Raw genomic sequence first — 14,289 nt, forward strand, 5'->3', positions numbered from 1 at the left:
TTGTATAATTATGTGATTGTTGGTGCTGGTTTTGCTGGGGCTGTCATGGCAGAGCGAATCGCAAATGAATTAAATGAAAAAGTGTTAGTAATTGAAAAAAGAAATCATATCGGTGGTAATGCCTTTGATTGCTATGATGATCAAGGAGTATTAATCCATCAATATGGTCCACATATTTTCCATACACGCAATAAGGATGTATGGGATTATTTATCTCAATTTACTGAATGGTATTTATACCATCATGAAGTTTTGGGTGTACTCGATGGTAATCGTGTACCGATTCCATTTAATTTGAATACATTACATACTGTTTTTCCACCGAGCCTTGCTGGTAAATTAGAGGAAAAACTCATTTCAAGCTTTGGTTATAACGTAAAAGTACCAATTTTAAAATTACGTGAAACAGATGATGATGATTTACAATTTTTAGCTGATTATATTTATGAGAAAATATTCTTACACTATACCGTTAAGCAATGGGGAGTGAAGCCTGAGGACCTTGATCCTGCTGTAACAGGGCGAGTACCAGTATATATTTCTCGAGATAATCGTTATTTCCAAGACCGTTATCAAGGAATGCCTAAAAAAGGTTATACTAAGTTATTTGAAAACTTATTCGCGAATAAAAATATTCATGTCATGTTAAATACGGATTATCATGATGTCCTTACTTTTAATAGTGAAAATGGTAGTACGGAATTGTTTGGACAACCATTTAACGGTAAGTTAATCTATTCAGGAAAAGTAGATGAACTATTTAATTATGAATTTGGAGAATTACCATACCGCTCGTTACGATTTGAATTTGAAAGTCTACAGCAAAATGAATACCAAGCAGTTGGTACAGTGAATTATCCAAATGATTATGATTTTACGCGTATCACGGAGTTTAAACATTTAACTGGACAAGATGTGGCAAATACAACTATTGTAAAAGAATTTCCTCAAAGCTATGAAAAAGATGTTCCTGGTAAAGATATTCCGTACTATCCAATTCAAAATGACGATAATCAAGAAAAGTATAGTTTATATAAAAATAAAGCAAAGCAATTTGATAATTTAATCTTACTGGGTCGCTTAGCAGAATATCGTTATTATGATATGGATGCTGTAGTCGCTATGGCTTTAAAAGTTTTTCGAGATAAAGTTAACAAATAATTTACGTATTAATTTAAAATAGAAGGCGAAGACTCTTTTGGAGTTTTCGCTTTTTATCATGAAGGGGGAACATAGTTGAAACTGTTAGTTACAAGTGCAGCGAATAAAGTACCACTGATAGAATGTATAAAAAAAACAGTAAACCTTAATATAATCGCTTCTGATGCGAATCCGAACAATCTCGTGCAATATTTTTCCGATGGGTTTTGGCAAATGCCATTATTAAAGGATTTAAAAATAGAAGAGTTTATTTTATATTGTCAGAAACATCATATTTCATATGTTTTACCAACTAGAGGTCCTGATTTAATATATTTTTCTTCATATAAAAGTCAATTAGAAAGAGAAGGCATATTTGTCCATTCTTCTTCTAATGAATCTTTAATGGTTGCAAATGATAAGTTGAATTTTTTTGATTTTTTACATTCAAAAGGTTTGCCAGCGATCCCAACTTTTACAAATTTAGATAAATTTAAAAGTTCGTCATCTAAGTTTGTTATTAAAGAAAGAAATGGTGCTGGTTCAAAAAATCTTTTTTTGAATTTAAGTTATGAAGAAGTGAAAAGTATCCTCCCTACAATTGAGGCACCCATTATTCAACCTATGATCACTGGTGAAGAATATAGTATCGATGTGTATGTTTCAAGAAATAAAAAGGTAAAGGCTGCCGTGGTACGTAAACGTTCACTTGTTATGGATGGGGAATCCCAAATTACTGAAATTGTCGATCATCCTCGATTAGAAAGTTTAATAAAGGAGACGGCAATTGCTTTAGAACTTGAAGGGCATGTTATGTTCCAAGCATTTGAAGATGACCAGGGAAAGCTATGGATTATTGAATGCAATCCTCGAATTGGTGGGGCTTCCACATTAAGCATTTATGCAGGTCTTGATACATTTAATTGGTGGATTGCAGAATGTAATGGAGAAAATATTGATGATTGGCCAGTTGAGATTAAAAATGTAAAACAAATAAGATATAAGAAGGATTTAATTTTATGAAAAAAGTAATTGTATTTGACATGGATGATACACTTTACGATGAATTTGAATTTGTTAAAAGTGGTTTTCGAGCAGTTAGTACATTTTTAAATGAACAATTTGGAATCATTGAGAGTGAATCATATCAATGGATGTGGAATCGACTTCAAAAACAAGGTCGAGGTGCGATATTTGATGATTTATTAAAAGAATATGGTCTGTATAAAAAAACATTGGCTAAAAAATGTGTTTCAATTTATCGGTTACATAAACCAACTATTCAACTTCCTAATGAAACCATTGAAGTTTTAAAACAGTTGGAGAACTTTCCACTTTACCTTGTTACAGATGGCAACAAAATTGTACAAAATAATAAAGTGCAAGCTTTAGAATTAGAGAAATATATGAATAAATGTTTTATTACATATAGATATGGGTTGAAGCATAGTAAACCATCTCCACATTGTTTCCAATTAATAGCGAAACAAGAAAAGGTTGAACCTGAACATATTGTATATATTGGGGATAATCCGTCAAAAGATTTTGTTGGTATCAAACCTTTAGGATTTAGAACGATAAGAATAATGACAGGGCAGCATGTAAATAAACAACTGCCTGAGGAATTTGAGGCAGATATTCGTATTCAATATATTTCTGAGCTGCCAAATGCATTAAAAAAATTATGGCCAGAAATTGAGGTATAACTATGAAAACTATTGTTATTATTCAAGCAAGAATGGGTTCATCCCGCTTACCAGGGAAAGTTCTGAAAGCCCTTGGAGATACAGATGTATTATCATATGATATAGCACGTTGTAGGGCAATTAAAGGTGTGAGTGAGGTAATTATTGCAACTTCCGAATTGTCACAAGATGATGCAATTGCAAAATGGTGTGAAGAGCATAATGTGGCATATTTCCGTGGTTCTGAAGATGATGTATTAGACCGCTATGTTCAGTGTGCTAAGGGGTATAATCCTGACTATGTTATGCGTGTTACTTCCGATTGTCCGTTCGTAGATTATGAAATGGCGAGTGAAATTGTTTCGTTAATGGAGAAAGAACGTAAAGATATTGTGCTTGTAGACGGTGATTTGCCTCGTGGGTTGGTTGTAGAATTAATATCATTTGAAGCTTTACAGCGAATACACTCTATCGGAAAAGAAAATAGACATCGAGAACATGTCACATATTATGCATATGAATTTCCCAACGAGTTTAAATCGGTAACTTATAATGCACCTTCCAATCGTATTGCGCCCGAACTACGTATCACGTTAGATACTGAGGAAGATTATGCATTACTTTACGAGATAGCAAAACATTTCAACAACCCTCTAGTTTCAAGCGCAGAGGTGATTCAATTTTTAAAACAACATCCTGAAATCGCTAAACTGAATGCACATATTGAACAAAAGCCGGTGATTTGATTTGAAAAAAATAATTATTCGAACAGATGCATCAGTAGAAATAGGCAGTGGACATGTAATGAGATGTCTAACAGTGGCAAAGTATTTACAAGAATACGATTGTAAAGTGAAGTTTTTCATGAAGCAACTTCCTGGAAATTTAATTGATTATGTAAAAGAAGAAGGCTTTGTTAATATAACACAAATTGAAAAAGCTGATTTATATATTATTGATCACTACGGAATTGACGAAGTATGGGAAAAACAAGTTCGTCCATTTACCAAAAAAATTGCCGTTATCGATGACTTAGCAAATCGTAGACATGATTGTGATTTGCTAATGGATCAAAATGTAGTGCCAAACTTTGAAATGCGTTATGAAAATTTAGTGCCTAAAAACTGTGTTAAGCTTCTTGGACCAGGCTATTTAATTATGCGCGACGAATTTATCGAGGCAAGGAAACATCTTCGAGATCGGAATGGAGAGATTAAGCGACTATTAGTATTTATGGGTGGAACTGACCCTACGAATGAAACAATGAAAGTATTACAAGCTCTTGATGAATTTTCCTTTGCTCATATTGATATTGTAGTGGGGAATGGAAATGTTCAAAAGGACAACATTCATTTAATATGTAAGGAAAAGGGCTATAACTATCATTGTCAAATTAATTATCTCGCTCAGTTGATGCAACTAGCGGATTTTTCTATTGGAGCAGGTGGAACAACAACATGGGAGCGTTGTTATGTTGGGCTCCCTTCATCTTGTACAATTGTTGCCGATAATCAAATTGTATCAACTAAATTTGCAGCTAAGCTAGGAGCTATCATTAACCTCGGTTGGCATGAACAGGTTACGGTTGATACTTATAAGCAATTATTAAAAGATTTGAAAATTGAAGGCTTAAGTGAAAAAGGCATTCAATTAACGGAAAATAAACAGCCAAATGCTTGGGTCCATAAAATATTGGAGTTGATAAAATGATTAAAATTGGAAATAGGGAAATTGGTCGACATACAAAACCGTTTATTATTGCAGAAATGTCAGGTAATCATAACCAATCGCTAGAGCGTGCGCTACGATTAGTAGAACTTGCAGCTGAAGCAGGGGTAGATGCATTAAAGCTTCAAACGTATACACCTGATACAATTACTTTAGATGTACATACTGGAGAGTTTTTTATTACAAATGATGCTAACCTTTGGAAAGGTCAATCTTTATATAATCTTTATAAGGAGGCTTATACGCCATGGGAGTGGCATAAACAGATTTTTGATAAAGCTAAAGAACTAGGTTTACTAGCATTTAGTTCTCCTTTTGATGAAACAGCGGTTGATTTTTTAGAAACATTAGATGTTCCCGCTTATAAAATTGCATCTTTTGAAAATGTGGATATTCCTCTTATACGCAAGGTTGCTCGTACCGGCAAACCTATTATCATTTCTACTGGCATGGCTACTGCTGCAGAGTTAGACGAAGCTGTTAGAACTGTTCGAGAAGAAGGAAATGATCAAATTATATTATTAAAATGTACAAGCACATATCCTGCCTCTCCATCTAATACAAATTTAGCAACAATTCCACATATGCGAGATTTGTTTGGAACTGAAGTTGGATTATCAGACCATACAATGGGTGTGGGGGTGTCTGTTGCTGCTGTAACTCTAGGTGCTACAGTTATCGAAAAGCATTTTACTACATCACGTGCAGAAGGCGGCGTTGATTCCGCTTTTTCAATGGAGCCACATGAGTTGAAAATGCTTGTTGAAGAGACAGAAAGAGCTTGGCAAAGTTTAGGGCAAATTAAATATGGTCCTACAAAGGCTGAAGAGGCTTCCTTAGAACATCGCAGATCCTTGTATATAGCAGCTGACTTAAAAGCTGGCGATGTATTAACGAAGGAAAATGTACGTGATGTTAGACCAGGGTTAGGATTGCCAACTAAATATTACGATTTAGTTATAGGAAAAACAATTAAAAAGGATGCTTCAAAAGGTACACCTTTAAGTTGGGATTATTTATTATAAGTGAGGTATTAGTATGAGGGTTGTCATTTATTTAGGTGGATTTATGTATAATAGCGCCAATGAGTTTTCTTATGCTATTGGTGAAAGTATGATGAAGAATGGTATTGATGTTAAATATGTTGATCTTCTCTCGGAAAATAGAGGAGAATTATTAAATAATGCATTTTCTGAAAAAGTTGACTTTGTTTTGTCATTTAATGGAATTGGTTGTGATATAAAAATCGGCCATGAATCATTATACAATGAATTAAATATACCCTTTGTATATTACCTTCTTGACCACCCAAGTCATCATAAGGGACGTTTAATGGTTCCTATAAATAAGAAGATCATCATCTGTTTAGATAACTCGCATGCTGATTATGTAGAGATGCATCCTGAAATTACAGGAATAACAACGTTTATTCCTACAGCCGCAAGGTATGAAGGATCGAATTATTTAAATACTGAGAAAAAATACGATATTGTTTTCACTGGTTATTTAAAGACTCAAGAGGAACTGGATAAATTATTTCCACAGAGTATGATTGATGTGAAAAAATACTTAGATAATTTAGTTTTACATAAAAGAGATATATACATTGATCAAGATGTTATAAATATGGTTAAATCCATTCCAGATTTAAATTATGTATATGAAACTACTTATTTTGATATGGACAGTTTAATTAATCAATGTGATTTTTACGTTCGTGGTGTTAAACGTAATTTTGTAATTGAGGAGCTATTAAAAAGAGGCTTAACAATTGATTTCTATGGAGCAATTTCAAATAGTCACGAATTTCTTAATTATCCTAATCTCCATAACAACGGAATGGTGGATTATAAGGACTTAGATAATGTTTATGCCGAAGCTAAAATTGCTTTAAATATTATGCCTAATTTCCCAGAGGGAGGGCATGACCGATTATTTATGAGTATGGTTCATGGCGCTATACCATTAACAGATTGCAATGTATATTTAGAGCAAAAAATCCCTCAGGGTTTAATCTATTTTAATTATCCTCATGTTGAGGAAACAATCCTAGAAATAAATAAAGTTATTAATGACGATGATTACAGAAAAACATTGCAAGTAGCAAATTATAATGAAGTAATAGAAAATCATACTTGGATAAATCGTTTATCAGAACTTTTATATGTTTACAAAGAATCTGTTGCATATTGGAAAGACATGGAGAAATGACCGTTATGAGTGAATTAGAAAAAATGGATGAATTATTTGATCGCTTATTTCCTATAATGCGAAGTATTACAGGAGAAGGTGTTCGAGAAACCATTCGTATATTGCAAGAGTATCTACCTATTAAAATGGAAGGTATTCCTTCAGGAACAGAAATTTTTGACTGGGAGATACCTAAAGAGTGGGTTATTCGAGAAGCATGGATTAAAGATGAGTTTGGGAACAAAATTATAGATTTAGCTGACTTGAACCTACATGTGGTAAATTATAGTGAACCAATTGATGAATGGATGTCATTAGCAGAATTAAAAAAACATGTTCACACTATTCCTTCACAACCTAAGGCGGTGCCCTATGTAATTTCTTATTATAAAGAACGATGGGGATTTTGTATGAGTCAAGAACAATTAGACTCTCTACCGGAAGGAAATTATCACGCATATATTGATAGCGAAAAAATTAACGGTGAACTTAATATTGCACAAGCTGTTTTACCAGGGAAGTCTGATAAAGAGGTTTTGATAAGTACTTATATATGCCACCCTTCTATGGCAAATAATGAATTGAGTGGTCCGCTAGTTGCTACTTTCTTATATAACCGTTTGAAACAATGGGAAAATCGAGAGTTAACCTATCGTTTTGTATTTCTTCCAGAAACGATTGGTTCAATCAGTTTTTTGTGGAAGTATCATGAACACTTACGAAAAAAAATCTATTCTGGTGTCGTATTAACATGCTTAGGTGGAAAAAATCATCGTTTATCTTTTAAACAACCACGATTAGAAAATACACCTATGGATATTTTAATTAACCATTTAAATGAACGAGAAAAATACGAGATGCCAATACGACGATTTACCCCATTATTCGGATCCGACGAGCGTCAATACTGTTCGCCCGGGTTTAACTTCCCAGTAGGTCAATTTTCAAAAATGATTTATGGACAATATCCTGGTTATCATAATTCTCTTGATACAAAAGAAGAGATGACAATCGAAGCTTTATTAGAAAGTGTCAATGAAATTGAGTATCTTCTAAAACTTCAAGAATTAAACGGTTTTTATATCAATCTAAAACCATTTGGTGAGCCTAAATTAGGGAAATATGATCTTTATCCTGACATTAATACGCCAACTATTTGGGGGCGTTCAAATAGTAATAAGATTGACGGACGTCAACAACTTAACCAAATTTTGACTTTATTAAACTATTCAGACGGAAAGCATCGATTAACTGATTTAGCAAAAACATTAAATTATAAACTTGAGGATTATGAAATATCAATAGAAACATTAAAGGAACATGGTTTGCTTGCCGGTCCTTTTTATGAAGAAAAGGAGTTATTCGAATGAAGATTATATTATTAACAGGTTCTCATCCTAGACATCTTTATATAGTGAATAAATTAGCTGAATTAGGAATAGTAGCTGCACATGTAATGGAAATAAGAGAATCGTTTGTCCCTCAACCACCTGTAAATCTTGAGGAAATTGATCGAAATAACTTCATTCGTCATTTTAAGGATCGTGATGAAGCTGAAAATCGCCATTTTTATGGTCATACACAGGTTCATAGAGATATTCCTACCTTACAAGTATCATTGCAAGAATTAAATAGTGAAGATACGATTTCTTGGATAAAAGAACAGCAATTTGATATAGCAATCAGCTATGGTGTTCATAAATTAAATAATGAATTACTAGAGGTTTTAGGAGAACACGCCTGGAATATTCATGGTGGTCTTTCGCCATGGTATAAAGGGAATACTACTTTATTTTGGCCATTCTATATGCTTCGACCAAATTGGGCTGGGATGACAATACATCGGCTTTCAGCAAGACTTGACGCTGGCGATATTGTTCATCATGCAGTACCAACACTCGAGTATGGTGATGGTTTACACGATGTTGCGTGTAAAGCGGTAAAGCAGGTTGCAATAGATTTAGGCAAAATACTTACAACGATCCCTCTAGATGAAATTCAATATTCACCGCAAAAGGGAAACGGGAAGCTATGGGTTGGAACAGACTGGATACCGCAACATTTGCGATTTGTCTATAATACCTACAATAACGATATTGTAGATCAATTTTTAGATGGAAAATTACCAAAATTTGATCCGCCTATTATTTCGGCATTTCAAAAAGGAGAAAAGTAATGGAGAAACTACCTGAATTTTTATCCTATGGACGTCAATTAATTGATGAAGATGATATACAAACAGTGATTGAAACATTACGATCCCCTTTTTTAACACAAGGGCCAAAAATTAAAGAATTTGAACAAGCTATCGCAGATTATGTTGGTGCTAAATATGCGGTTGCATATAGTAACGGTACGGCTGCGCTCCACGGGGCATGTTATGCTGCAGGAATTGAAGAAGGTGATGAAGTTATCACAACACCTATTACCTTCGCTGCAAGTGCAAATTGTGTGCGCTATATGGGGGGGACTGTTGTATTTGCTGATATAGATAAGGAGACCTATAATATTGACCCATTAGAAATTGAGAGAAAAATTACTCCTAAAACAAAAGCCATTATTCCTGTGGACTTTACGGGTCAGCCTGCAGATATGGACAAAATTATGGAGATTGCCAAAAAAAATAACCTTGTTGTTATTGAAGATGGGGCACATTCTCTTGGTGCTGAATATAAAGGGGAAAAAGTCGGTACTTTTGCTGATATGACGATGTTCAGTTTTCATCCCGTTAAGCCAATAACTACGGCTGAAGGCGGGATCATTGTAACGAATAGTGAAGAATTCTATAAAAAGCTTCTATTATTCCGAAGCCATGGGATTGAAAAAACTCCTTATTCATTAGAACAGGGAGATTGGTACTATGAAATGACAGATTTAGGCTTTAATTATCGTATGACGGATTTACAGGCAGCTCTAGGATTATCTCAATTAAATAAACTAGAAACTTTTTTGGAAAGACGTCGTAAAATTGCTCAACTATACAATGAAGCGTTTAAGAAAATCCCAGAGATCACAATACCGAAACAGTTAGAAGCTACTAACTCCGGTTGGCATCTTTACATGATTCAACTAGATGAAAAGATCGACCGTAAAGAAATTTTTAATAAAATGCGAGCGCAAAACATTGGTGTCCATGTCCATTACATACCTGTATATTGGCATCCTTATTATCAAAACTTAGGATATGAAAAAGGTATTTGTCCAGTTGCAGAGAATTGGTATGATAGGGCTTTAACGTTACCTATCCATCCAAATATGACGGATGATGATGTCCAACTTGTAGCCAAGAACTTAATTGAATTAGTTAAAAACTAAAAACTAAGCACTCAATGATATATTCATCATTTATTTCTTTAATGATTGTAATGTAGTCATGAGGGTGTTTAGTTTTTTATTTACTTTTTTCACCATCTTTCTATGTAATTTTTAATTTAGTATCCGATATAAAAACAAATGAACTATATGCGCTTGTAAATCAAGGAGGATGACTGTATGCGTATTTTGTCACAATCTGCTGTTGACACTCAGACAGTATCAAAGACGGTACAAAGTTCAACAGTTGAAAATATCGCAAAGCAAGGAAGCTTAGATGATACAACAATGCAAATACAACAGGGCTATGAAAAGAATGAAGTAACAGAAGAAAAGCTAGAAAAAGCTGTTAATTCATTAAATGAAATCCTAGAAATCAATCATAATTCTTCTAAATTTGTCTATCATGAGGGGCTTGATCGTTATTTTGTTCAAGTTGTAAATAAAGACACTGAAGAAGTTGTAAAAGAAATTCCACCTAAGAAATTGCTCGATGCCTTTTATGAAATGCAAAAACTAGTTGGAATGATTGTAGATGAAAAAATATAACAATAATTGGAGGTTATATAAATGGTGACACGTATTGGTGGTTTAGCGTCAGGGATGGATATTGATTCTATCGTTGAAAAACTGATGCAGGCGGAACGCGCCCCGTTAAACAAATTACAACAAAATAAAACAGTTTATGAATGGACACGAGATGCATACAGAGATATCAATACAAAGTTAAAAACATTTGATACGTATTTATTTGATAACTTTGCACTTTCTAGTAATTTTACGAAAAAAAAGTCGACTATTACTGGTATAAATAGTGATAAGTTAACTATAACACCTGCATCAAATGCTTCTGGAACATTAAATATTCAAGGGGTAAAACAACTTGCAACTGCGGCAACTACAGGGGCAGTTAATGTAGCACAAACTTCGTATCGTAATGCAATAGGAACAGACAAACTTGTAGATATTGGGTTTACTGCGCAAACGATAAATTTTAAAGTGGATGGCATTGATAAAAGTATTACCATTGATGAAACTACAACTGTTGATAGCTTTATCTCTGACTTAACATCTAAGGGCCTTGATTCATCTACTTATAATTCAAGTACTGGTCAATTCTCAATAGGAGCAAAAACTGCTAAAGTTGAAGTCTCAGATCAAGCTAGTGCGGAGTATCTTCGAGAGCTAGGATTTGGTACAGGTTACAGAGCTGAAGCACTTAAAGTCGGAGAGAACCTTGCCAAAAAAAGTACCACTTTCACAGAATTAGGAATAACATTACCTGCCTCATTCAATTATGAAATAAATGGAGAAATCAAATCAATCGATTTAAGCTCTTTAAGTGGAACTTCGACAATCGATAACTTACTAACAGAATTGAATAAGTCAGGTTCAGACATTACTGCTAGTTTTAATGAGACTACAGGGAAGTTTGCAATTGCGGGGGCGAATGGAAAGACTTTACAAGTATCAGAGTCTTCTTCTAGTCTACTTTCACAATTAGGTGTTTATCAATCCGTAAGTGGACAGTCAGTTGCATTTAATGAGGTTGCAGATGAAACACCATCGACTCCAACAGGTTCAACTATATTAAAACATATTGGAATATTAGATGACGGTAAATTTAAATTAAATACTGTTCAAGCCGATGGGAAGATGAAAGAAACAATTATTGAGTTTAAAGCAACGGATACTATTGATTCTTTAATTAAAAAAATTAACTCTTCAGGTGCTGGTGTTACAGCTTTATTCTCAAATGGCCAAATGTCTATCACCGCTAGCAATACTGGAGCGAATAAAGACGGGGCAACTAGCGAAATTCAGCTGCTAACAACATTTAAAAAAACTGTTGATGGTGAAACAACTACAGAAATAGATAATTCCGGGCAATCACTATTTAATAAACTTGGATTTGCAATAGATGCGACAAGTACAGATACTACTTTTGATTTAGCTACTACAGGTGGTAGAAACGCAGAGTATATGGTAAATGGTTTAGAAATGAGCAGTCAAACAAATACCTTTAATGTTTCTGGATACTCAATTCAACTAAATGGGACGTTTAACTATAGTGGAACAAGTTATGATACAAGTGTACCTGGCGTCTCAGTTACATCATCAAATGATACTGACGGTATGATGGAAAAAATTAAAGAATTTGTAACGACGTATAATGGGTTAATAACAGATTTGAATAGTACAATAAAAGAACCAAAATATCGGGACTACCAACCTTTGACTGATGAACAAAAAGAAGATATGTCGGAGGATGAAATAAAGCTTTGGGAAGAGAAAGCCAAAAGTGGTATGTTGCGTAATGATTCAATTATACGTGACGGCATGTCTAGCCTACGTTTGAATTTCTCTTCTTCAGTTGGCGCTTTAAATGATAAGACAATCGATGCTTTGGCTGAAATTGGAATTACTACTTCCAAATCCTATAATGATGGTGGAACGTTAGTTATTGATGAAACGAAATTACGTGCCGCATTAGAAAAAGATTCTGAACAAGTGGCTAAAATCTTTACCCAAACAGGTTCTAAAGATGCAACTGAGACAGATCCAGCAACTGGTTTAACTAAAAAAGTGGACACACGCGGAATTGTTCAAAGATTACGTGATTCAATTGATACATTTGAGTTAAATATTGAGAAAAAAGCTGGTCGTTCAACGATGACTGACCACCAATATTCTATTGGTAAAAGAATGCTTGATATCGAAGAGCGTATCGAACGTTTACAAGATCGTTTGGTTAGTGTAGAAGAGCGTTATTGGAGACAGTTCACAGCGATGGAACAAGCCATTAATAAGGCAAATAGCCAAGCTACACTATTTGCACCAGCATATTAATATGAGGTACGTCTAATGGATAAGACACAGCAATTGGTACAAACTTCTGCATTACTTTTTAAACATCTTGCTGAAATACCAACTGGCGAAAAACGGACTCAATATATAGAAACAATTAATCAATTGTTAGACAATCGTGGTTTATTAATTGAACAGCTAAGAAATGAAGGTTTTCAGATGGATGAAAACGATAAGACCCATGCTACTTTAGCTAAATTGGACAATGGTATTCGTGAACGTCTAGATTTGGTTATGCAAGCTATCAAACAAGATATGAAAGATCTTCAAAACACTAAAAAGCACGAAAGACAATATATGAATCCATATTCTTCAGTACAAGTAATGGATGGTAAGTACTACGATAAGAAAAAGTAATGATACAGATTAAAGCCCTTAAAAGGAGTGTCAATTTTGGCAGTACAAAATTCCGCACTAAATGCTTACAAACAAAATAGTGTAACTACAGCTTCACCTGGAGAATTGACGTTAATGTTATATAACGGTTGTCTAAAATTCTTGTCACAGGCAAAAAAAGCGATGGAAGATAAAAATATACAAAACAAAAATACAAATCTTCAAAAAGCACAAGCCATTATTCATGAATTAATGTCCACATTAAATATGGACTATGACATTTCAAAGCAAATGTTACCATTATATGAATATATGAATCGTCGTCTTCTTGAAGCAAATCTTAAAAACGACACAACAATTATTGACGAGGTAATTGGCCTCACTACAGAATTCCGAGATACATGGAAGCAAGTGATCCAAATTACACGTCAGCAACAATTTAGCAATAGCCAACAAGTATAATAAATCTCCATCTATTATAAGCCCCCCTGAATGAGTACTTTAAAAAGTATTGATTCGGGGGTGTTTTTTATTAGAGAATCATCCCTTCTAAAACTCATAAAATAGTCCCTCTATAAGAAAATCGTTACAATTATTTGAACAAGCTTTGCGAAAAATGTCGAAAGATGAGATAAAATAGTCGACATTTTTTCGGAACAATTTGATAATAAAGGTAAATAATTGATTATATTGTAGGGGGATTTTCCTATGATTTTTAAACGACAAGAAGGTTTTCGCTTTGTCTTTAATGAACCAATTGAAGCGAGTTTCGTCGTAATTAGTACAGGTGAAAAAAGCGATGCACAAAAAATCAAGCATTCTTGTAAAATTTTGGATTTAAGTGCTCGTGGTTTAAAGATTTATACTGAGGCCGAAATTGGTGAATATAAAAATAAGCCATTTTCACTTGAGATTCATTTCGTTCTTGATGTGACACAAATTCATGCGGTTGGCGAAATTATTTGGTCAAGACCTTTTGGATGAATATTGCATCCTAAATAAGCCACTTGTGCGGAACTTTGAGCCACTC

Annotated in this window: 15 protein-coding genes; all 15 read left to right on the top strand. The window is 34.0% G+C overall.

Annotated features, from left to right (window positions below):
- Positions 1-1,161: a UDP-galactopyranose mutase gene (glf, locus tag CD30_RS13175; RefSeq protein ID WP_036177771.1), complete on the top strand. Its 1,161-nt coding sequence runs from the start codon at positions 1-3 to the stop codon at positions 1,159-1,161.
- A 75-nt stretch (positions 1,162-1,236) separates the two neighbouring features.
- Positions 1,237-2,163, top strand: coding sequence for an ATP-grasp domain-containing protein (locus tag CD30_RS13180; protein ID WP_052126210.1), 927 nt, complete (start codon positions 1,237-1,239; stop codon positions 2,161-2,163).
- Entirely contained in the window at positions 2,160-2,846 is a 687-nt protein-coding gene (locus CD30_RS13185) for an HAD family hydrolase (RefSeq protein WP_036177773.1), read from the top strand. The genes CD30_RS13180 and CD30_RS13185 overlap by 4 nt, the downstream gene beginning before the upstream one ends.
- A 2-nt stretch (positions 2,847-2,848) precedes the next feature.
- The gene (locus CD30_RS13190) at positions 2,849-3,571 is read left to right on the top strand and encodes a cytidylyltransferase domain-containing protein (protein WP_036177775.1); all 723 of its coding nucleotides are present in this window, start codon (positions 2,849-2,851) and stop codon (positions 3,569-3,571) included.
- Between the two features lies 1 nt (position 3,572).
- The gene (gene pseG / locus CD30_RS13195; protein ID WP_036177778.1) at positions 3,573-4,535 is read left to right on the top strand and encodes a UDP-2,4-diacetamido-2,4,6-trideoxy-beta-L-altropyranose hydrolase; all 963 of its coding nucleotides are present in this window, start codon (positions 3,573-3,575) and stop codon (positions 4,533-4,535) included.
- Positions 4,532-5,578, top strand: coding sequence for a pseudaminic acid synthase (gene pseI, locus CD30_RS13200; RefSeq protein WP_036177780.1), 1,047 nt, complete (start codon positions 4,532-4,534; stop codon positions 5,576-5,578). Before pseG ends, pseI begins: the two co-directional genes overlap by 4 nt.
- A gap of 13 nt (positions 5,579-5,591) precedes the next feature.
- Positions 5,592-6,764, top strand: a complete 1,173-nt coding sequence (locus tag CD30_RS13205; RefSeq protein ID WP_141096061.1) for a glycosyltransferase family protein — start codon at positions 5,592-5,594, stop codon at positions 6,762-6,764.
- A gap of 5 nt (positions 6,765-6,769) precedes the next feature.
- Positions 6,770-8,113, top strand: coding sequence for a DUF4910 domain-containing protein (locus CD30_RS13210; RefSeq protein ID WP_235802062.1), 1,344 nt, complete (start codon positions 6,770-6,772; stop codon positions 8,111-8,113).
- On the top strand, positions 8,110-8,919 hold the full coding sequence (locus CD30_RS13215) for a formyltransferase family protein (protein ID WP_036177786.1): 810 nt from the start codon (positions 8,110-8,112) through the stop codon (positions 8,917-8,919). The genes CD30_RS13210 and CD30_RS13215 overlap by 4 nt, the downstream gene beginning before the upstream one ends.
- Positions 8,919-10,058, top strand: coding sequence for a UDP-4-amino-4,6-dideoxy-N-acetyl-beta-L-altrosamine transaminase (gene pseC / locus CD30_RS13220; protein ID WP_036177789.1), 1,140 nt, complete (start codon positions 8,919-8,921; stop codon positions 10,056-10,058). The genes CD30_RS13215 and pseC overlap by 1 nt, the downstream gene beginning before the upstream one ends.
- 177 nt (positions 10,059-10,235) lie before the next feature.
- Entirely contained in the window at positions 10,236-10,604 is a 369-nt protein-coding gene (locus CD30_RS13225) for a flagellar protein FlaG (RefSeq protein WP_036177791.1), read from the top strand.
- Positions 10,605-10,625: 21 nt separating this feature from the next.
- Complete coding sequence (gene fliD / locus CD30_RS20560; protein ID WP_052126211.1) at positions 10,626-12,905, top strand: flagellar filament capping protein FliD; 2,280 nt, start codon at positions 10,626-10,628, stop codon at positions 12,903-12,905.
- 15 nt (positions 12,906-12,920) lie between these two features.
- Positions 12,921-13,280, top strand: a complete 360-nt coding sequence (locus CD30_RS13235) for a flagellar protein FliT (RefSeq protein ID WP_036177793.1) — start codon at positions 12,921-12,923, stop codon at positions 13,278-13,280.
- Positions 13,281-13,316: 36 nt separating this feature from the next.
- Positions 13,317-13,721 (top strand): flagellar export chaperone FliS, encoded by a 405-nt coding sequence (gene fliS, locus CD30_RS13240; RefSeq protein ID WP_036177795.1) that lies wholly within the window; start codon positions 13,317-13,319, stop codon positions 13,719-13,721.
- Positions 13,722-13,967: 246 nt separating this feature from the next.
- Positions 13,968-14,243 carry a PilZ domain-containing protein gene (locus CD30_RS13245; RefSeq protein ID WP_036177809.1) on the top strand — a complete coding sequence of 92 codons (276 nt, stop codon included), beginning with the start codon at positions 13,968-13,970 and terminating at the stop codon, positions 14,241-14,243.
- Positions 14,244-14,289 lie beyond the last annotated feature (46 nt).

The organism is Ureibacillus massiliensis 4400831 = CIP 108448 = CCUG 49529 (assembly GCF_000772965.1).
Taxonomy (GTDB): Bacteria; Bacillota; Bacilli; order Bacillales_A; family Planococcaceae; genus Ureibacillus; species Ureibacillus massiliensis.